This is a genomic window from Terriglobus roseus DSM 18391 (assembly GCF_000265425.1).
GTDB classification, from domain to species: domain Bacteria; phylum Acidobacteriota; class Terriglobia; order Terriglobales; family Acidobacteriaceae; genus Terriglobus; species Terriglobus roseus.
This window is the reverse complement of record NC_018014.1, coordinates 4,921,622-4,941,855: the sequence shown is the minus strand read 5'-3', so window position 1 is coordinate 4,941,855 and position 20,234 is coordinate 4,921,622. Positions and strand designations below refer to the sequence as shown.

Annotated in this window: 16 protein-coding genes, 1 tRNA gene and 1 pseudogene; 5 read left to right on the top strand and 13 right to left on the bottom strand. The window is 59.6% G+C overall.

Annotated elements, in window-relative coordinates:
- Window positions 1-47: 47 nt before the first annotated feature.
- Window positions 48-818 carry an SDR family oxidoreductase gene (locus tag TERRO_RS20495; RefSeq protein ID WP_014787631.1) on the bottom strand — a complete coding sequence of 257 codons (771 nt, stop codon included), beginning with the start codon at window positions 816-818 and terminating at the stop codon, window positions 48-50.
- A 114-nt stretch (window positions 819-932) separates the two neighbouring features.
- Between TERRO_RS20495 and TERRO_RS23860 the strand changes: the two are divergent.
- Window positions 933-1,289: pseudogene (locus tag TERRO_RS23860) on the top strand (winged helix-turn-helix transcriptional regulator); the annotation flags it as partial.
- Between the two features lie 80 nt (window positions 1,290-1,369).
- Here the strand turns inward: TERRO_RS23860 and TERRO_RS20490 are convergent.
- The 3 genes from TERRO_RS20490 to TERRO_RS20480 are packed head-to-tail and all read right to left on the bottom strand — an operon-like array spanning window position 1,370 to window position 3,523.
- Window positions 1,370-2,449, bottom strand: coding sequence for an AI-2E family transporter (locus tag TERRO_RS20490; RefSeq protein WP_041592750.1), 1,080 nt, complete (start codon window positions 2,447-2,449; stop codon window positions 1,370-1,372).
- Window positions 2,450-2,480: 31 nt separating this feature from the next.
- Window positions 2,481-3,089 (bottom strand): Fe-S protein assembly co-chaperone HscB, encoded by a 609-nt coding sequence (gene hscB, locus TERRO_RS20485; protein ID WP_014787629.1) that lies wholly within the window; start codon window positions 3,087-3,089, stop codon window positions 2,481-2,483.
- Window positions 3,086-3,523 (bottom strand): GNAT family N-acetyltransferase, encoded by a 438-nt coding sequence (locus TERRO_RS20480; protein WP_014787628.1) that lies wholly within the window; start codon window positions 3,521-3,523, stop codon window positions 3,086-3,088. The genes hscB and TERRO_RS20480 overlap by 4 nt, the downstream gene beginning before the upstream one ends.
- Before the next feature lie 18 nt (window positions 3,524-3,541).
- Here TERRO_RS20480 and TERRO_RS23350 point away from each other — a divergent pair, with 18 nt between their 5' ends.
- On the top strand, window positions 3,542-3,991 hold the full coding sequence (locus tag TERRO_RS23350) for a hypothetical protein (RefSeq protein WP_157178475.1): 450 nt from the start codon (window positions 3,542-3,544) through the stop codon (window positions 3,989-3,991).
- A gap of 195 nt (window positions 3,992-4,186) precedes the next feature.
- Here TERRO_RS23350 and TERRO_RS20470 read toward each other — a convergent pair whose 3' ends face one another.
- The 7 genes from TERRO_RS20470 to TERRO_RS20440 all read right to left on the bottom strand — a co-directional run bounded on the left by TERRO_RS20470 (window position 4,187) and on the right by TERRO_RS20440 (window position 8,642).
- Entirely contained in the window at window positions 4,187-4,660 is a 474-nt protein-coding gene (locus TERRO_RS20470; RefSeq protein ID WP_014787626.1) for a HesB/IscA family protein, read from the bottom strand.
- A 21-nt stretch (window positions 4,661-4,681) separates the two neighbouring features.
- Window positions 4,682-5,278: a hypothetical protein gene (locus TERRO_RS20465; RefSeq protein WP_014787625.1), complete on the bottom strand. Its 597-nt coding sequence runs from the start codon at window positions 5,276-5,278 to the stop codon at window positions 4,682-4,684.
- A 97-nt stretch (window positions 5,279-5,375) separates the two neighbouring features.
- On the bottom strand, window positions 5,376-5,798 hold the full coding sequence (iscU, locus tag TERRO_RS20460; RefSeq protein WP_014787624.1) for a Fe-S cluster assembly scaffold IscU: 423 nt from the start codon (window positions 5,796-5,798) through the stop codon (window positions 5,376-5,378).
- 74 nt (window positions 5,799-5,872) lie between these two features.
- Entirely contained in the window at window positions 5,873-6,067 is a 195-nt protein-coding gene (locus TERRO_RS20455) for a hypothetical protein (RefSeq protein WP_014787623.1), read from the bottom strand.
- A gap of 9 nt (window positions 6,068-6,076) precedes the next feature.
- A complete protein-coding gene (locus TERRO_RS20450) occupies window positions 6,077-7,345 on the bottom strand; it encodes an IscS subfamily cysteine desulfurase (protein ID WP_014787622.1) in 1,269 nt (422 codons plus the stop codon).
- A 112-nt stretch (window positions 7,346-7,457) separates the two neighbouring features.
- The gene (locus TERRO_RS20445) at window positions 7,458-7,937 is read right to left on the bottom strand and encodes an RrF2 family transcriptional regulator (protein ID WP_014787621.1); all 480 of its coding nucleotides are present in this window, start codon (window positions 7,935-7,937) and stop codon (window positions 7,458-7,460) included.
- A gap of 132 nt (window positions 7,938-8,069) precedes the next feature.
- Window positions 8,070-8,642, bottom strand: a complete 573-nt coding sequence (locus TERRO_RS20440; protein WP_014787620.1) for a CDP-alcohol phosphatidyltransferase family protein — start codon at window positions 8,640-8,642, stop codon at window positions 8,070-8,072.
- Window positions 8,643-8,836: 194 nt separating this feature from the next.
- Between TERRO_RS20440 and TERRO_RS20435 the strand changes: the two genes are divergently transcribed.
- From TERRO_RS20435 to TERRO_RS20425, 3 genes are all read left to right on the top strand, one after another.
- Window positions 8,837-9,403, top strand: a complete 567-nt coding sequence (locus TERRO_RS20435; RefSeq protein WP_014787619.1) for a hypothetical protein — start codon at window positions 8,837-8,839, stop codon at window positions 9,401-9,403.
- Window positions 9,404-9,544: 141 nt separating this feature from the next.
- Window positions 9,545-9,621: transfer RNA gene (locus tag TERRO_RS20430), tRNA-Val, on the top strand.
- Window positions 9,622-9,981: 360 nt separating this feature from the next.
- On the top strand, window positions 9,982-13,503 hold the full coding sequence (locus TERRO_RS20425; protein ID WP_014787618.1) for a TonB-dependent receptor: 3,522 nt from the start codon (window positions 9,982-9,984) through the stop codon (window positions 13,501-13,503).
- 117 nt (window positions 13,504-13,620) lie between these two features.
- On the opposite strand, the gene TERRO_RS20420 is transcribed toward TERRO_RS20425, so the two are convergent.
- Complete coding sequence (locus TERRO_RS20420; protein WP_014787617.1) at window positions 13,621-16,719, bottom strand: amidohydrolase family protein; 3,099 nt, start codon at window positions 16,717-16,719, stop codon at window positions 13,621-13,623.
- Between the two features lie 117 nt (window positions 16,720-16,836).
- The gene (locus tag TERRO_RS20415) at window positions 16,837-19,851 is read right to left on the bottom strand and encodes a TonB-dependent receptor (RefSeq protein ID WP_157178474.1); all 3,015 of its coding nucleotides are present in this window, start codon (window positions 19,849-19,851) and stop codon (window positions 16,837-16,839) included.
- Between the last annotated feature and the right edge of the window lie 383 nt (window positions 19,852-20,234).

Here is a 20,234-nt window from a genome sequence, read left to right as displayed (position 1 = left end):
ACCCACGTCTCAAACGCGAGACGTGGGGCACCAGGATCTTCGCTGCTCTAGCCGTTCGGACGGGCTGCGATCATGCGGTCGTTGAAGGTCTTGTAGAAGATGTCGTAGTCGCCACCCTGTGCCGCGAAGCGCAGCGGCTTGACGCGGTCGATGATGACTTCGGGTGCGTCGGGATTGTCGCGGAGGAAGTTCAAGGTGTCGCTCAGGTAATCGGCGAGCGGCATAGCCATGGGATCGTTCTTCTGGCGGTCGCCCATCAACTCGGTCTGCACGTAGGGTGGGATGATCTCGATCACCTGCACGCCGGTGTCGCGTAGCTGGAAGCGCAGAGACTGCGTGTAGCTGTGGATGGCGGCCTTGGTCGCGCAGTAAGTCGGTGTCATGGAGAGTGGCACGTAGGCGAGGCCTGAGGTCACAGTCATCACGGTGGCCGACGGCTGCTGCATCAGGTGCGGGAGCAGCGCGGCGTTCAGGCGGATGGGGCCAAGCAGGTTGGTCGTGATGGTCGCTTCGGCGTCCTCGGTTCGGCCCTGCTTGACGTCTTCGTTCTTCATAATTCCGGCGTTGTGCATGACGGCATTCAGCTTCGGATACTTTGCGATGAGTTCGGTGGCGAAGGTCTTGATGGTGTCGGCGCTGTTGATGTCGAGCACTTCCGCGCTCATGCCGGGATTTGCCGCGACGACGGCGTCGAGCGCTTCCTTACGACGGCCCGCGATGATGACGTGATTGCCTTCCTTGTGGAAGGCCTCGGCCAGGCCGCGTCCGATGCCGCTGCCGCCGCCGGTGATGAGAATCGTGTTGCCCTTGATCTGCATGTGCTTTCACCTCTGATTTTGAGGATAGGATGCGCTTGTGAATCGCGGAAGTACGCACCTTTTCGCGCCATACTTACCGCCCGGAGAGTATCGGGCGAGGCATAGACTGGGCGCATGAAGCTGCCTGCACAGGACTCACGCGACGTAACCTTCCCGCTGCCGCCGGGGACGACCGACCCGGCGCTGGATGCGCTGGTGACGGAGGTCATCGGTCGTGTTGCGGATAAGTGGACCATGCTCGCGCTGGAGGCTCTGCAGGAGCACGGCCGCTTGCGATTTACCGAAGTTGCGGTAGAACTGAAGGGCATCAGTCAGAAGATGCTGACCAAGACGCTACGGCAGATGGAGAGCGACGGCCTGCTGCTGCGGACCGTCTTCCCCGTCATACCGCCGCGTGTGGAGTACGAACTGACGCCGTTGGGCGCGAGCCTGAGTGAAGCCTTCTGCGGCGTCTGGATCTGGGCCGAGAGGTATCGCGATCAGATCGAAGCATCACGCAAGCGCTTCGCGGAACGCATTGAACAGACCCAGCCCTGGCAGACGCCGCGTAGCTACGACTCCGTCGTAGGAACGCGGAAGGCGCCGGGCAGCCAGATGCGGATGAGTTCGGTGGCGGTGACGAGCACGAGTGGTCCAAGGACAAGACCGCTGATGCCGAAGATCGCGACGCCGCCAAGCACGCCGAAGAAGGCCGCAAGGGTGTGCATCTCAAGCCGTTTGCTGACGAGCGACGGGTAGAGCACGTTGTCGATGGAGCCGATGATGAACATGCCGCATGCCACAAGGATGGCGGCCTTGATGACGTGGCCGGAGAGCAGAAGGAAGACGGCGACAGGAGCCCAGACAAGGAAGGTTCCGAGGCTGGGAACGGTCGCCAGTACGCCCATCATGAAGCCCCACAGAATAGCGTTTGGCACGCCCAGGAGGGCGAAAATGATCCCACCTACGGTGCCCTGGATGGCGGCGATTGTGAGGCTGCCGAGGATGGAGGCTTCGACGGCACTCTGCATACGGCGCAGCAGGTTGCTGCTTTCACCGGCAGTCATGGGCAGGATGGAGCCCAGCGCGGTCGCAATCTGCTTGCCGTCGAGCAGGAAGAAGAAGAGAGCGTAGAGCATGATGGCCATCTGCGTCAGTGTGTTGACGGAGCCGGCGAGGATGCCCTGCAGCTTGCCCGCGATGAAGGCCGCTGCGGTGCGTGCACTGTCCTTGAGATCCATGCCAGCGGTGGCCTGAGAGAGCAGCGAGTTCAGCTTGGGGTGGCTCTGCAGCGTGGCCTGCACCCAGTCCTGCGCGGCGCCGGAGGTGAACAGTGGCACAACCTGAAAGAACTGGCTGGCGAGCCGTTCCAGTAGGAGGAGCACCGGACCTACGATGAGCAGCATGACAAGAATGGTGCCGAGTCCGGCAGCGAGTGCGGGTCTGTGCGTCTTACGCAGCAGCCACCTGTAAGGCCGTTGCACCGACACGGCAAGGGCGATGGACCACGTGAGGGCGGGCATGAACGGCGCTGCAATGCCGAGTGCGAGCAGGATGAGGAGCATCGTGAGGAGGAAGAGCACGATGCTTCGCCAGCTCCAGGGCTGGCTGGGTTCTGCAGGGATGGAAGAGATCTGATTAGGGACGAGCACCCCTATTCGATGCGGAGTGCGCGCCAAAAAGCTATTCGAGTGTTGCGTTTACGTCACGAACCAGGTTGCGCAGATAGCTGCGGCGATTGAGCAGCGCCACCATCTCATCCTTCGCGGCGTCTTTCGCGCCGTCGTCACCGCTATCCACGGCCGCATCCCAACTGGTCCACAGCGCTTCCAGCTCACGGCCAGAGGCATCGAGCATGTTGGTGAAGTTGGACTTCGCTGTTTCAAGATCCTTGCGAAGCTGCGGGTCGTCGTCGCCCATCTTCTTCGCCATTTTCATCTCTTCGAGGGCCATGTTCAGCTCAAAGGCCTCTTCCAGCAGATCGGGCGGGACGATCTGTTTCTTCTGCGTACCGGCCGCGCGGGCAGACTCCGTGGCCTTGACGGACTGCTCTTCCAGCTCAACGCCCTCCTGCTCCAGCAGGTATTCGGTGCGGCGGATGGGATCACGCAGCGCGCGATAGGCGTCGTTCAGCAGGGAAGATTTTTCGGTTGCTGCGGCCTGTTCTTCCGCGGGCTTTGAGGCGAAGCGGTCGGGGTGGAACTCGCGCGACAGCTTGTAGAAAGTCTTCTCAAGTGCGGCGGTGTCGATCTGTAATTTGGGCGGCAACGAGAAGACTTCGAAGTAGGTCATGGTTGTTCCGATGGTACTTTGTGCGCATTGGATTCTTGCGCGGTTTGAAGCCGGTAGCGACACTTGCGGGGATGGCCCGCGAGAAAGATGGCGTTGTTATAGAGAACGGAGACGGTCTCGACGTACTCCGCACCGGCGAGTTCCAGCGTGCGGCGGGAGGCTGTATTTCCCGGATCGCAAGTGATCCAGAGCGGATCGATGCCGTGCTCGCGCGCGATGGGGATCATGAGGCGGACGGCATTTGCGGCGTAGCGGTGCCCGCGGTGTTCGGGTAGTACCTCGTAGCCAATGTGGCCCGCGTAGCGGGTGATCGCTTCAGAGTTGTCGAGGCGGAGATTGATGTTGCCGACGTGCTCGCCGTCAGGACTGACCATCCGGTAGTAGCGGGCGGGAGTGCGGGTAGCTGGGTGTTCGGCAGTATGCAGATACTCCATAGTCACCGGCTAGTCCTCTTGCAAGCGCAGCTGGTCCGCCTCGGGGATTACGGAAAGCTGCTCGACATCTGCCAAGTCAATCAGTCTGCCGACCTGGCGTTTGTTCTCGATGAGATCTGTTCTCGAGATGAACCGTACGGGAACACCGTCGATCTCCGTGTCGACGCGGTTCCGCCAAACCGTGTCGAACTGCATTTCGCCGATAAAGGTGAGAAGGTCAACTCGGTTGAACTCCGTCTGGAACTGGTATTGGCCGTCATCGGTGAGGAGATCGGTGGCCTCAAGGCCTTCCACGGGTGCGCCAAGCGCTTTAAGGGCATTGAATGCCGCATGAGCGTTCTCCACCGTGGGTCGCAGGAAGATGTCGAGATCGCGAGTATTCCGCACGAAGCCATGGGCGTTTACTGCAACGCCTCCAACCACTGCGTATTCAACTCCCGCTGCGTGGAACGCGGCGAAGAGTGCTAGCTGTTCGTCCCTTCGGCTCATCGCCCTCTCTCAAGCGGAAGTCCTCGTCTGCGAGTTCCCAGCCCGCGATCACGCGTTCCGCTACCGACTTAGAAGCCCAATAGTGTGCTTCTTTCAGCCGGTCCTCATCGAACCTGACTTTCTCAACGGATAGGAACTTGATGGGCACAGGCGGCTCTAGACGGTGGGATGATCTTACGCTGTGAAAGACGATCCGCAGCCGCAGCTCTTGGTGCTGTGCGGGTTGATGAAGTTGAAGCCCTGGCGCATCAGCGTCTCTTCAAAGTCGAGCGTCATGCCGCTGAGGTAGAGGAACGATTTCGGGTCGACGAAGATCTGAACCTTGTCGCCATCCTGCGCGTAGACGTAGACGCGGTCACGCTCGCGCGGCTGCGAATCGAATCGGATGTTGTAGCTGAGTCCACTGCAGCCGCCGCCAGTGATGCCGACGCGCAGACCGCCCTGCTCCCCGTTTACGTTCTCTTTCGCCATGGCGGCGCGGATGCGCTTGAGCGCCTTCTCAGTAACCTGGATGTTCTGCGCCTTCGCATTGTCGGCGGGTGCGGATACCGGCGGAGCGATGGGACTGGAGTACACGGGAGCGCCGGCCTGCGGTGCGGGCGCGCTCATCTCGTTGCTGGTGGTGGTGCTGATGCCGACTACGGACATGGATGTTCCTTTACTGATGGCTTAGTGCAGGCTACGTTGTCTGACGTCGTAGATCTTTAACTGCCGCGTGACGAACTCGTCTGCCTTCTTGAGTGCGAGCTGTGTGTTGCCGTCGAGCTGATCCCATGTGCGGAAGAGCTGGTCGTCGCGCAGGGTAGACGGCTGAATGTAACCGCTCTGATCGACCATGACCGCTGCCTGCAGCGTAACCGACTTCGATTGCGGATCGATGAGCGCGCGGCGGGCGCGATATCCCGTATCGACGCACGCGTTGAGATGGGCGGCATCGCCTAGGCCCCATGCCACCTGGTTTGCGCGGCAGGCTGCCGGCGTGCGGTAGAAGGTGAAGAGCGTCAGGACGTACGTACCCTTGTTGATGAAGCTGTCGTAGTTTTTCTGCAGCCATTGCGGGGTCGACACGTCCGGCATGTAGATGGAGACGTCGTGATCTTCCGCAAGCAGAAGAGGAGTCGTCCACTGTTCCGTATCATCCTGCACCAGGGCAGGCGTGCCCAGGGCGCCGCGTTGGACGATCTGCTGTGCAGAGCCTGTGGCCGCGCCGATCAGAAGAAGGGCGGCAAGCGCGAGGCAATGCGTGGCTGAGCGGAAGGTTCTCATGCTGGCTTCAGAGACCGGGTGGTACGAACAGAAACGCGCAGAGTGCTTCGCCAGGTGCTGGCGGAAGTGCCTCTGCGCGTTCCTGAACAAAGCGTGATTACGCGGATGCGCCGACGAGCGCGGGCTCAGTCTCGGCAACGTTGTTCTTCTTCTTCCAGTCACCGATCGCGGCGCGGATGGCGTCTTCCGCCAGAACCGAGCAGTGAATCTTGACCGGGGGAAGTGCGAGTTCCTTCACGATCTCCGTGTTCGAGATTGCGAGAGCCTCGGCAACCGTCTTGCCCTTCACCCACTCGGTCGCAAGCGACGAAGAGGCAATGGCGGAGCCGCAGCCGAAGGTCTTAAACTTCGCGTCTTCGATGACCTGGGTATCCGGGTTCACCTTGATCTGGAGACGCATGACGTCGCCGCACTCCGGTGCACCGACCAGGCCGGTGCCAACCTCGGACGAGCTCTTGTCGAGCGTGCCGACGTTGCGGGGGTTTTCGTAGTGATCAACAACCTTATCGCTATATGCCATGTTCGTCTCCTGTTGAGCGAATGCGTTAATTAGATGCCTGCCGGTCAGACTTCAGTGCAAATCCCTGCCGGATGCTAATTCTTGATGATTGCCCGGTTCCATCGAGCCAGGGCGAAGAGCCAAACCAGTGTCGCAAATGCGACCGAATAATCGAACGTCTTCAAAGCCTCACGCCACGTCAGGGGCGTACTGAAATAGCCGGCGGCCATGCTGGAGATCCATGTGAACAACATCGTGGATACCCAGGTCTTGCCCGTCGGCTCCTTCATCGAAGCTCCTTAGTGAGCGGTCCACTCGATCTTGGTAAGGTCAATGCCTTCCTTGACCATCTCGTATAGCGGCGACAGTTCGCGCAGCTTCAGAACAGTGTCGATCAGCTTGTCGGCAACATAGTCCACTTCTTCCTTGGTATTGAAGCGGCCAAGACCGAAGCGGATGGACGAGTGAGCGACGTCGTCGCCAAGGCCCAGCGCCTTGAGAACATACGACGGCTCCAGCGTGGCGGAGGTGCAGGCCGAACCGGATGAGACCGCGATGTCATTGATGCCCATCAGGAGCGACTCGCCCTCGACGTAGACGAAGCTCATGTTCAGGTTGCCGGGCAGGTGGTGATCCATGTTGCCGTTGACCGCAATGTAGTCCAGCGCTGCCTCAAACTTGCCGCGCATGTAGTCACGCAGACCGGTCAGGCGTGCGATCTCGGCTTCCATCTCTGCGCCGGCGATCTCGCAGGCCTTACCGAGGCCGACGATGCCGGCGACATTCAGCGTTCCGGAACGCATGCCGCGCTCATGGCCGCCGCCGTCGATCTGTGCGTTCAGTTGGACACGCGGATTGCGGCGGCGAACGTACAGCGCGCCCACACCCTTGGGGCCGTAAATCTTGTGTGCAGTCAGCGACAGCAGGTCGATGTTGTCCGTCTGCACGTTGACCGGGATCTTGCCTACAGCCTGCACGCCATCCGTGTGGAAGAGAACGCCCTTGGCGTGGCAGAGCTTACCGATCTCGGCGATGGGGTTGACCACGCCGATCTCGTTGTTCGCGTACATGATCGTGACCAGGATGGTCTCGGTCGTCATAGCTGCTTCAATGTCGGCAACGGAGACCAGGCCATCGGGCTGAACGGGAAGGTAGGTTACCTTGTAACCGTTCTTTTCCAGGCGCTTACAGGTATCCAGCACAGCCTTGTGCTCGGTCACCTGGGTGATGATGTGGTTGCCCTTTTCGCGGTACATCTCGGCGACGCCCTTGATGGCGAGGTTGTTGCCTTCGGTCGCGCCGGAGGTGAAGATGATCTCCTTCGGCGTGGCACCGATGAGCTTTGCGATCTGTTCGCGGGCCAGTTCGACGCCCTGCTCAGCTTCCCACCCAAACTGGTGATTGCGGCTGGCGGCGTTGCCGTAGATCTTGGTCATGTACGGCAGCATTGCTTCCAGCACGCGCGGGTCAAGCGCCGTGGTGGCATGGTTGTCCATATAGATGGGCAACTGAACGCCCTTATGCACGGGCGTGGACTCCAGCAGTTCGATTTCGGTGGCGAGGCTCATGCTTCTTAATCTCCTGATCCGTTGCGGGCGGTGCAGCCCGGGTTGAGCAAAGGTGATGCGTGTGTCTGTCTGCTTCATGCAATGCGCAGACTTTCGAAAGAACGAGCTCTCCTTAGAGAGCGATAGAGACCAGACCGCCGCCGAGTGTTGTGGTCGGTTCTGTGTCTGGAACTTCGGCCAGATCGGCGATGATGATGCCGGTCAGCAAATCTTTGATACTGTCATTCACCTTGCGTAGCGGCTCTTTGATGGTGCAGTGGCCCGCGAGGTCGCAGGTGCCGTGAATCGTGATGCAACTGGTAATGAAAAGGGGGCCGTCAATGGCCCGAATAACCTCAAAGGCGTTGATTTCCGTGGCGGGCCGGGCGAGCGCATAGCCGCCGTTGGTACCGGCATGCGATGCAAGGATTCCCTGCCGGGCCAGCGTCTGCAGAATCTTGGCAAGGAGTTGAGGAGGGATGTGATATGCCTCCGCGATGTCCTTGGCAGACTGTGCGCTGGCGGCGCCGGTCTTGCCGCTCAGCAGCGCCTGCTCCGCCAGGTACTTCAGCGCCATCAGGCCGTAATCCGCTTTTTTAGTCAGCCGCAGCATGGTTTTAGAGCATGACCGGACGATATCCGACCAGTGCAGTCCTAAGTGTAGGCCCGGGAACAGACGCTTGCAATGGCAAAGAGGTGTTCTTTGAGAATAATTCTCAAAGAAGGGGCGCGGGATCCATGCAGACTAGAGCGCTTCCAGAGGCTCAGTGCCGATGCGGTGGATGACCACCCAAGCGTACTGCGCGGCGGAGAGTGGGGCGAGCCAGGCGATCATGACCAGCAGGCTGTGTCGCAGATGCGACAGTTCCGGCGTAGTGCGGACGGCCGTCACCATCACCAGGAGCATGGTGAAAATCTGCACCAGGGTGTTCGTTTTACCGATGGCGCTGGGGCGAAAGTCGCGCATGGTGTGGGAGAAGAAGAGCAGTGTGGCGATCAAGAGGATGCCGACGTCTCGTGCGAAGACCAGTACGGTGACGTAGAGCGGGACCAGTCCTATATAAGTTGCAGTCAGGAAGAGGGTCGAGAGCATTAGCTTGTCGGCGATGGGATCCAGGAATTGTCCCAGCTTTGTGCTCTGGTTCAGCCGGCGCGCCAGCCGACCGTCAACCGCGTCGGTTGCGCCGGCAACCACAAAGATGAGCAATGCCACTTCCTCACGCCGGTGCAGCATGGCCTTCACCAGGAACGGGATGGCGATGACCCGTACCAGCGTGAGTAGGTTCGGCAGGGCGCGGGCTTGGCGGAGCAGCGTCATCGTTCGGTTCCGGGTAAGTCTATGGGCCGTTGGGCGGGGTCGAATGGTTTGTGTGAACCCTCTTAGTATGCAGCGGCGCACCGTTCCGCGCGTGTGCCTTTCCGGGGCAGCCCGTTTGACCCGGGCGGGTGATGCGAGCCCGGTAGGCAGCCGATAGAGTGTGGGAGTCGCTACGCCAGCGGCGCGGAGCGACGTTGCGCATCACCTACGAATGGACGGAGCGTGAGTGGGACGAGGCGGTGGGCGTGGCCACGCGCAAACCCGCCCGCGGAGCACCGCTGCCCAGCATGATCTACGCACTGGTGGGTATTCCGCTGCTGGGTGCGGCGGGCGATCTGATCTCGCTGGTGCGCGCTTCGGGGAGGGTCAGCCTCGCCGGATCCCTTCTACCCCTGCTGCTGGTGCTCTTCGCACTGACGGCGGCCGCGCTGATCGTCGCCCGACGCAGACGTCGACGCCAGCGGGATGGCGTCTGCCCTATGCCGCGGGGAACCCGCGAGATGGTGCTGCAGGAAGCCGGTTGGCGGTTCACCAGGCTCCAACCGCAGGCTCTCCTGCCCTCCGAAGCTTCCGCTGGTCTTGCGCCGAGTTCGGGTGCGCCGCTAGCCCTACGGTCGTGGAGCGACGTGGTGGAGGCACGGCAGGGCAATGGCGTGGTCGTTCTCGTGCATCTGGATGGTTTTGACGCAGTGCCTGGCAGGTCACTGACGCCGGAACAGGCTGGTCATCTGCATCGTCTGGTCATGCGCAAAATGCGTTAGGCCGGTGCGGGCGCTCTTTACGCCTGCAGACCAAGCTACGGGAGTCAGGCATGATGCATTCGCACGGTTGCTCTCCTGCGAAAGGCAACGTACACTGAAAGGACGCCAGTGGCAGAAGCATCGCCCGGGCGTCACCTGCGCAGGCGCGTAGCTCAGTTGGTTAGAGCGCTACCTTGACACGGTAGAGGTCAGGAGTTCGAGTCTCCTCGTGCCTACCATTCCTTTCTCCAATCCACTTTGTGTTTCAGGCTTTCATGCAGTGTGCTGATCGAGGCTTGCTGCGCCGACGTGCACGCCACAGTTCGCCTCGATTTTGGATTGTGCCGTACCGCCTTATCGCACGCACGGCAGCCCCCTGTGCAATTCCGGGAGGCGTTGTAGCGCGACGGGAACAAGAATGGGTTGGCGCCAATCGTCGCCACGCCGTTGACTCTGCTGAGGGCGCACGGATAGAGTTTCGACCATTCCCCGTACTGTGTCATCCCCAAGCCGTTGACCTTTCCCTCTGAGAGAAGGGCAGCGGGCTTCCCGGATCAGTTCGTCCGGAACCACTTGTTTTCCTTCTGGAGGCACGACCAATGAATCATCGTTTTACACGTAGCGCCGTCTTCGGTGCGCTTCTGCCCATCGCTGCTGTGGCGGTAATGGCCGCACCGATGCACGCGCAGGATGTTAGCGGCAGCATCGCCGGCACGGTTCGTGATGCAAGCGGCGCTGCGATCCCCAATGCCACGATCAAACTCACCAACACGGATCGCAGCCTGGTCGTGCGGACGCTGACCACGTCCGGCTCCGGAACCTACAATGCCACGGCGCTGCCGCTGGGCGGCTACACAGTGGAAGTGACCGCACCAGGCTTCTCTACCCAGACGCTGAGCGGCATTACGCTGCATGTGAATGATGCCCTGACGATCAATGGCACGTTAAAGGCCGGTGGCGGCAGCGATGCCGTGACGGTCACCACAGACCAGCTGCAGATCAACCTGGAAGATGCGACGCAGGCGGGCCTGATCAACGGGACACAGGTGCGTGAACTCGTGCTTGGCACGCGTAATTACGAGCAACTCGTGGGACTGCAGCCGGGTGTGTCGTACAGCGGCGGCGACCAGATTTACATCGGCAACAGCAGCCCGAATGGCGCCACCAACGTGGTGAACTTCAGCGTGAACGGCGGGCGTACCAGCGGCAATGCATGGACCGTGGATGGCGCGGACAACGTAGATCGCGGATCGAACTCCACGCTTCTCACATATCCGTCGGTGGATGCCATTGCAGAGTTCAAGACGCTGCGTGGACAGTACTCTGCCGAGTTTGGCCGCAGCGCCAGCGGGCAGATCAACGTGGTCACCAAGAGTGGCACGAACGGCCTGCACGGATCTGCATACGAGTTCGTGCGCAATGATCTGTTCAACGCGAACGACGTGCTGAACAAGCAGACGACGAATCCAAACGGTACGGCAAAGGCGACTGGCGTGGTTCCGCGCGGCAAACTGCGCTATAACGACTTTGGCTATACGCTGGGTGGCCCCGTCCTTATTCCTCACGTTTACGATGGCCGCAAGCACAAGACATACTTCTTCTTCTCGCAGGAGATTCGGCGGGTCATCACGTACAAGCCTGTGACACTGACAGGGGTTCCCACGTTGGACGAGCGCCGCGGTGTCTTCAACGTGAATGTGTGTACGGCTGTGAACAGCGGTGGCACCTGCACTCCGGGCTCCGTGAGCAAGAACGTTCCAATCACCAGTGCCATGGCACGCGCTTACCTGCAGGACATCTATGCGGGTGTGCCGCAGCCCTCGACCGACGGCACTGGAACACTCGTGACGGCTCCATTGCAGAACGTCTTCAATGCAAACCAGCAGATCGGCCGTATCGATCAGTCGTTCGGCGAGAAGCTGCAGGTGTTCTTCCGCATCATCAACGATTCGATCCCGACGATTGAGCCGGGTGGTCTCTTTTCTGGATCCGGATATCCGGGTGTGCAGACAACGTCGACGAATGCGCCGGGCCGCATCTATCTGGGGCATGTGACGTACGTCATCACACCGACTCTGCTGATCGATGGTGGGTATGCCTTCTCTCAGGGAGCGCTACTGAGTGATCCGATAGGAACGGCACGGCTTGCGTCAGCCACCAATGTTGCCGCGGCGACCAAGCTGCCGTATCAGTCGGTCTTGCCGCGTGTCCCAGCTATCTCGTTCACGGGGGGCGGCACGGGCATTACGACCTACGGTCCGTATCGCGATTTCAGTCGCAATCACAACATCTTCCTGAATTTGACGAAGACGCTTGGCAGCCACACCGTTCACGTTGGCGTGGATTACAACCACTACAACAAGCGCGAGAACAATGCGGCGGCGAATGCAGGCAGCTTTACCTTCACGAACGCAGGCATCCAGGCTGGCGCACAGTCGTACCAGCAGTCGTTTGCAAACTTCCTCACCGGCTTTGTGTCGACGTTCTCGCAGGCTTCCATCGATGTGACGCCTGACATCAAGGTGAATCAAATTGAGGCATACGCTCAGGACGACTGGAAGGTCTCGCCGCGCTTCAAGTTGAACCTTGGCCTGCGCTACAGCAAATACGCGCAGCCCACGGATGCGAATCATTCTCTGACTACGTTCGATCCATCGCTGTATGTAGCGGCGAATGCGCCGACCATCGACACCACCACTGCCGGCAATCTCTGCCTGCCCGGTGCAGGCTGCGCAGGCACGACGGTCAATCCAAATGCAAACCGCCTCAACGGCATCAGCATTAATGCGAATGCTGCGAACGGTGTAACGGCAACATCTCCCTATGGCGAGAAGGTGGGCAAAAGCGACAACCTGAACTTCGCTCCGCGTGTTGGCTTCGCGTGGGATGTTATGGGGAACGGCAAGATGTCAGTGCGCGGCGGCTACGGCATCTCGTATGATTCGTCGTTGTTCGGCATCTACGAGCAGAACATCTTCCAGAACACACCCTTTGTAAACACACCGACGATCTCGAATACCACCTTCGATAACCCCGCTGCTGTGGCTGCGAATGTTAGCTTTGCAGCGCCGGTGCTGCGTGCGACTTCGCCGAAGTTCCGCACGCCGTACAACCAGCAGTTCTCGCTGGGCGTGCAGGCAGCCATCGGTCTCGGAATAACCACCGACATCAGCTATGTCGGATCGCACCAGGTGCACCTGCTTGGTCTGGTGGACATCAACCAACCGGCGCCGGGCGCGTTTGCCGCGGCTAAGTTGGGAACCTTGACGAACGGCAACTACAGCCTTACCACGACGAACGTAAACCTGATCAATCAGATCCGTCCTTATCGTGGCTATGGTCCCATCAACTCTGTCCAGCCAATCTTCGACGGCAACTACAATTCGCTGCAGATCAGCGGGCGCAAACAGTGGAAGCATGACTCGCAGTTGAGCATGAACTATACGTGGTCTCGCGCGTTGACGAATGCCAATGCGGACCGCACGGGCGCGCCGCAGATCTCATCGCTGACCTACCTGGAGTACGGCCGCAGCGCTGCGGACCGCACCCATATCTTCAACTTCAATGCGGTCTTCGCTATCCCGTTCTTCTATGAGCAAAAGGGATTCGTCGGCCACTTGCTCGGCGGATGGGAGATCTCGGCCCTTGGTTACTTCAACAGCGGTCTGCCGCTGAATGTAACAACCAGCGCTCTTGATCCTGCCGGCGTGGGTGTGATCGTTTCGACGAGCGCGGCAAGCGGACGCCCGGACCAGGTGGCAAACCCGAATGTGGCGAGCGCTACGAGCGGCGACATCCACAATCGCCGGCACTGGTTCAATGTGAATGCCTACCAGGCTGTGCCCGCGGGCCAGTACCGGCCGGGCAACGCACAGAGGAACGGTGTTAACGGACCTGGTTGGTGGCGTGTGGATCCCGGCCTGTTCCGGAACATCCGCATCTTTGAAAGCCTGAACCTGCAGCTGCGCGGCGAGGCGTTCAACATTTTCAACCATACAAACCCGGATACCGTTTCGACTGGTGCCCTTATCTCGACCGCGGGACTTAGCTCGACGGCCGGGAACATCACGAACTATCGCGATAAGCGCATCCTTCAGTTGGGTGCGAAGCTGGTCTTCTAAGACGGAGGACAACACAGAAAGCGTAAGGGCCGGTGATGCTACCGGCCCTTGCGCTTTTCCCGACTGCTTCATGACTAAGAGTCAGCAGTCACTGCCTTCATTGCACCCACGTCCCGCTTACTTTGAACAGACGTTATTCTTCGGAACATCTTTTGCGAAAGGCGCGGCAATCTCATCGACGCTCTGCAGCCTGCCGTTCACTGCGACGCACTGCACCTTAGCGACGTCGTCGATGGCCGTAAGCGGATCACCGCCCACGATGATCAGATCGGCTAGCTTACCCGTCTCCAGCGTGCCCAGGTCCTTGCCGTAGCCGTAGGCCTTCGCGGCCATGGACGTCGCGGTGGTCAGCGCCTCCCACGGCTTCATGCCGCCGTACTTCACCTGCGCGCGCAGGTTCAGGTGAAGGCTGGTCGCCGGGATGTCGAGGGGCGAATCCGTTCCCGCGAGGACGATGCCTCCGGTGTGGAAGTCGTTTGCGACGGTCGACTCTTCATCGCGGAGATGGATGTAGGCAGACTTCTGATCGTTGGCCTTTGCCGTGTTGAATGCGGTGACGACACGCGCATGCTCCCATGGCGGCGCAACGCCCTGGCGAGGATCGTTGGGCATCGCTGGGTCTTCGGCATACTGCGCCTGCGCAAAAGTGGTTGAGATAGTCCACATGCCACTCTTTGCCAGCAACGTCTGCACGTCGTCATACGAGTGACCCGTGAGCGAACGCGAATACGCCCATCCGAAACGGGAAGTAGCGGAGAGATGCGACATGCCATCTTCGCCGAGAGCCACGGCTGGCAGTAGATAGTGGCTGGCCGTGTCTACACCCATCTGCGTGTGGGCGAAGTCGATGCCCTTTTTTGCCCACGCAAACGGGAGCCGGACATAAAGCTTCACCATGTCGAAGTCGAGAGCTTTCAGCCGAAGGAACTCGCGCTGCAACTGCGCCTCGCTGGTCGTCGCAATCATCATGGGGTAGTACACGCGCTCGCCGTCCACAGCTTCGCCGGTAGAGAAGGTACGCGGTCCAACGGCAGCGCCAGCGCGGTAGCTTTCGTTGTGTTCCACGCTCCGGTAGGCGTTGTCTGCAATGCCGCGTGTCGTGGTGACGCCGTAGCTCAGCCAAAGCCGGCCCATGCGTGCGCCGTAGTAAATACCGTTGTCGCTGTCGGGGTGCGCGTGGTTCTCCCATAGACCCGGCATCACGGTGCTGTCCGGTGCTTCAATGGTGCGTGTAATGCCTGCAGGTGGTGTGCTCTTATGCGGACCAACGCTGGTGATGCGATTGTCCGTGATGACGATGTCGACATCCGTCAGCACGCCCGGTCCCGTCCCTTGCCAGACTTTGCCGGCGTGGATCAGCAGCTTCTGCGTTGGCTTGGCAGTCGTGTACGTCAGCGGCATGGCGACCGGAGTGATCTTGCCAGTTGCGCGGTCCATTAGCTTCAGCTTGCCATTGTTCAGATACAGGATCGTCTTCGAGTCCGCGCTGATCGATGGGGCGTCAGTTGTCTCGTCATTCAGCTTCACAGCTTTTCCTGCGGGATGTCCGTCGCCGTCGACGGGCATGGAGTACAGCAGATCGCTCAGGACGAAGATCATCTCCTTCCCATCGGGCGTGTAGGTCGGGCCATCTTCCGTCCGTGTCGTCACCGACTCAAAGGGCGCAGGATCAAACCAGTGTTGCTTTAGCGTTGCCAGGTCCACGGTAAGGATGGCGCTGGTGCCTTCGCGGAAACGCTTCGTGTACGGCCGAATGGTTGCGATGGCGACGGTCTTGCCGTTCGGCGAGAAGGACGCACGGCCTGGGAAGAAGGTTGATGCCGCCAGCGTCTTCAGAGAGCCGCTGGCAACGTCCGCAAGCAGCGTCGCGCCAGTCTGATCCTGGAACGCCAGCGATTTGCCATCGGGTGACCATGCCGGCATGATCTGCGCGGTTGGCTGCGGTGCAACGCGCTTGTCGTTCGCGTCGGACGAATCGCCCATACCGTGCAGATAGACATTTTCAATGCCATCGCGATCGCTGATGTATGCGAGTTTCGATCCATCCGGACTCCACGTTGGACCCTGCTTGTAGAAGGTGTCATTGGTGATCGCCTTCGGCACACCGCCAATTGGCATGACGTATAGCTGATTTAGCGCGACAAAGGCAAGGCTCTTGCCATCCGGCGATAGTGCGGGCGCGTAGATCCCCTTCACCTGCTTTGCAACAGCCGAGTCGAAGTTGTGCACCTTGTGCGGAAACCCATGTGGCTGATACGGAATGGCTGCCGTGAACGAGATTGCCGATTCGCTGCCGCTGCTGATATCCATCTTCACAATATGGCCGCTGCCCGTGTACACCAACTGCGTCGGCGAAAGCCACACAGCAGGGAAGGGGAAGACATCGGTTGACTTTGCAACGGTCGGCGTCCCCTTACCGTCGGCGCCGACAATCTTGAGCACGCCGGCATTGACAGTACGCGCGTCGGTCGCTTCAAACTCAACATAGGCCAGGTGCTTCGCATCCGGTGACCAGGACGGTGCCTCGACACGATTCGCACCGCCGACCTTCAGCAGTTCCGTCTGCTTGCCGCTCGCAACGTCGATAGTGTGGATCGATGTCGCTGTAATCCCAGTGCCACTGACAAACGCGATCTTCATGCCATCGGGCGACCAAGATGGGCCAAACTCGTCGGCATCACTCTTCGTAAGTTGTGTAGGCTCGCCGCCCGTGATGGACACGGTCCAGATGTCGTACGAACCCTGTGACGACCCATCGGCACCTGTTTTGAATGCGCGGTCACTGGCGAAAACGATGGTCTTGCCATCGGGACTGATGCGCGGCTCGCGATCATCACCATGGCCGAACGTTACCTGCTTCATCCCCGTGCCGTCGGGTTTCATCGTCCAGATGTGAAAGGTGCCGCCCGCGTAGCACTGCAGCGCGACGATGTCGCCGGTCTTCGACCAGTCCGGATGAGAAGCCTCCTGAACTACTTCTGTCAGCCGCTTCGCAGGGCCGCCGCTCATGGGCAGGGAATAGATCAGCCCCTGGAAATCAGCGAGGATGGTCTTGCCATCGGGCGAAACAGTCACTTGCGCGTTCGTAGCCTCGTGAATGGTGATGCTGGCGGCAGAAGATTTGGACGAGGGCTTCACGGGAGCCGCATGCAGCCCGGCAGTGGAGACGGCGGCAAGCGCAAGGCTTGCGACAGAGCTTTTCAGGACAGAGGACATTACGCGGCGTGCTCCTTCAGTGGCTTCTGTGGAACCTGGATCAGGGTGACCGGAAGACGTTGACGGCACGCAGCGAAGAAAGCTGCGTGCCGCCAAGTGTAGGGCAAGGCGGGGCCGTTAGAACTGGAAGCGAACCAGGAACTGCAGTTGACGTGCAGCGTATTCCAGCACGCCACCGCCACCTGCCGTCGTCGGTAGACCATAGCGAAGGTTGTTGGCGGTTGTTTGGTAGGCACTGTAGTTGGAGTGATTGAATAGGTTGAATGCCTCGACCGCAACGATTGCCTTATAGCGTTCGTGGATCGGGAATGTCTCTTGCAGGCGGGCATCCGCACGGTGATAAGCAATGCCGCGGAAGGTGTTGCGATCCATTACGTAGTTACCGATGCCCGTATCCAGCTTGAACTTACTCACCGGTGCGTACGTGCTAAAGCACGTGCTGCCGGTCGGGCAAGTGGTACCAGCCGCGATTGGGATGGCACCGTTGGCTAGCGTGCGATTGAACGATGGGGCATATCCAAACGAGTTCGATCCGCCCGTCGAAGTGGCATACGCCAGGCCCGAACCAAAGCGATACAGGCCAGAGAGTGAAAGTCCCAGCGGGAACTTGTACTCGCCGTTTACGGTCAGCGAATGTCGCTGGTCGTCGGTGCCATTCGCCCACTCACTCTTGATGTCTTTCAGGAAGGGTTTGTTCGGGTAGTAGAACGGTCCCTCGGTCGAGTTCTTTGTGCGTCCCCACGTATACGCGATGCCTGCAGAATACTTCGCGACGGACTTGTGAAGACCAAGCTGTAGCGCGTCATAAACAGAGCCAGCGCCCGCCGGCGTGAAGAACTGCTGGACGTTGGTGAAGGCCTGGTTGCACACCAGTTTCGTCGCGGCACTGAATGCGGTCGGTGTCTGCAGAGCGACCGAACCATTACCGCAGTTCAGGCCTGCAGCGACATTGGTGGCGGTCATGGCAGCGTTCGCATTTAGCGCGCGCTGCGGGTTGGCAGGATCCACCAGCAGATTGCCCTGCGCGCGAACCCAGTCGTGATAGGTACGCGTATGCACCAGGTCGGCATTCATCATGATCCTGCCGGGCAGTTCCCGCTGCACTCCGAAGGAGGCCTGCAATGCGTATGGGACCTTGGCATCCTGCGCCAATGGCTGCACTGCCTGGGTGTAGGCAGCGGGGTTCGCTGCGGGATTACCGCCGCCGAATGGGTTCGCCAGATTGACGGAACCGTTCGTGCCTGTAACTGAAGCTTGAATGGTGGAGACGCCGTTGAAGATCTGCTGATCGATGATTTGATTGGCCGAAACATCCGCAAAGTAGATGCCAGCGCCGCCGCGCACTGACGTCTTACCGTCGCCCATGACGTCGTACGCAAAGCCGATACGTGGCGAGATGTTGTTGTTGTCATTGCCCTTCGGTACCAGCAAGCCATTGTTCAACTTCGGTCCGCCTGTGAAGGCCCCGAGATCGTCATCGAAGCGCAGACCTAAATTGAGCGTCAGCCGCGACATGACTTTCCAGTCGTCTTGCAGCCATATGCCAAGGATCGAACGCGGCACATCAACGGTGAAGTTACCGAAACCCTGGATGTAAGTCAGGCCGGTGTTGCAGTAGTTACTGATGGCCGAGAGATTCCAGTTCGCAAAGTCTGTCGTGCCGGTTGGGAACAGGATGTTGTAACTGGTCTGCGTCGCGCTATTGATATTTGGCGTGGAAACCAGCGTCTTCGAGCTGCTGCAGGCGGAGACGCGGCCACGGACGTTCTGTTGAAAGAAACCGCCGTGCGCTGTGTAGATGTATTCCGCACCGGCCTTGATCGAATGCTTACCCTTCAACCAGAAAATATCGTCGCGATACTGTTGTGTGTCCTGCGAGAAGATCTGTGGATAGTTATAGGGACCACCAATCGTAGAAGTCGGCAGAATCAGTTCCATGCTGAGGAAGAAGGGCAGGTTCTGCCAGCCGAAGTGGTGGTAACCCACGCGCAGGTCATTCACCAGCGACGAGGAGATGTTGCTGTTCCAATCCGCCGTAAATCCATAGCTGGTGCGCGTTCCCTGATACGCGCGGGAGGGATCGGCGCTGCCGGTCACGCCGAGATAGTTACTGTTGTAAGTAAAGCCATCGCCTCGCAGCAGGATGTGATTCTTGTCGTTGATCTGATAGTCGCCGCGTCCCAGGTATTCATTCAGGCGGAGCAGGCCTGGATTTGTAAATACCGTATTCGTCGTCAGAGGTGTGCTTGTCGAAGTAGACGGCTGCCGTTCCCCCTCGTACGAACCGAAGTACCAGAGCTTGTTTGTTTTAATCTTGCCGCCCAGGGTTCCGCCAAACTGCTGATCGCTGAAGGGTAGGACGGTTTTTGAGATTGGATCGGCAGCGTTCAGCGCGTCGTTGCGGAAGTATCCGAAGAGGCCGCCATGCAGTGTGTTGGTGCCGCTCTTCGACTGCGAATTCACATACACACCGGCGGAGCGCCCGAGCGTCGCGTCAAAACGATTGGTGATGATCTGAAACTGTGCGATTGCATCCTGCGAGAATCGCGGCTGTCCAAAGGACGAACCGGCCGTATCCTGCGAGACCTGAAGACCGTCCATCGTGATCTGAAACTTACCCGACTCGGAGGCCGAACCGACTGGAACGTCTGCCGTAATCGCGTTGATGCGAACACCGGGAACCAGCGTGGCCAGCGACATATAGTTGCGGCCGTTGATCGGAACGCCCTGTACTTCTTGCGGCGTGATGTTGCCTGCGACTGCAGAAGAAGTCGTGTCGATCGCCACGGCCTCTGCCGTTACCACCACGGATGTTGAACCACCCGCAGCGGGCAATACACTGTCCACACTGGGCGTCTGGCCCACCAGCACGCTGATCTTCGTCTCCATCGTCGAGAAACCAGAGGAGGTAACGGTAACCAGATAATCCCCAGCAGGCAGCGAGGGCAAAGTCCAGGATCCGTCCCCATTGGATCGGGTGTGAAAGGTGGAGGCGCCAGCCTGCTTCACATCCACGGTGGCGCCCGCAATTACGGCACCGCTGGCATCGGTCACTTTGCCGGTCAGGCCAGTCTGTTGCGCCATCGCGGACGCGGCTGAGAGGAGAACGACAGGGACAACAAGGCGGAGCATCTTCATCGTGCAGGAACCTCGCTCAAACAAAGTGAATACTTTAGTAGGCTGGGTGCGACTGAAAAGAGAGCTTCTTGAAGTGCTGACTGATTTTGCTGCGATGCTGCGATGTGCAGGTACGGGGGACTTTTGCTGCAGAGAGGAACGCGCCAGGCAGGATGCCCGGACAAAGAAAGCCGCGGAACCGACAGAAAGGATGTGTCGGTGCAGGGCAGATATGCGTCGTCCAGATCGTCTTCGTCTGAAAGATAGTTAGTGTATAGAACGAACTATAACCAAGATCACGCGCGGCGTCTACACAGCTGTAACGATTACTGAGGCCATTGGCAGGGCGCTCGTTTGTGAACAGAATCCGGTGGTGCTTTCAAGGTTGGTGAGAGCAA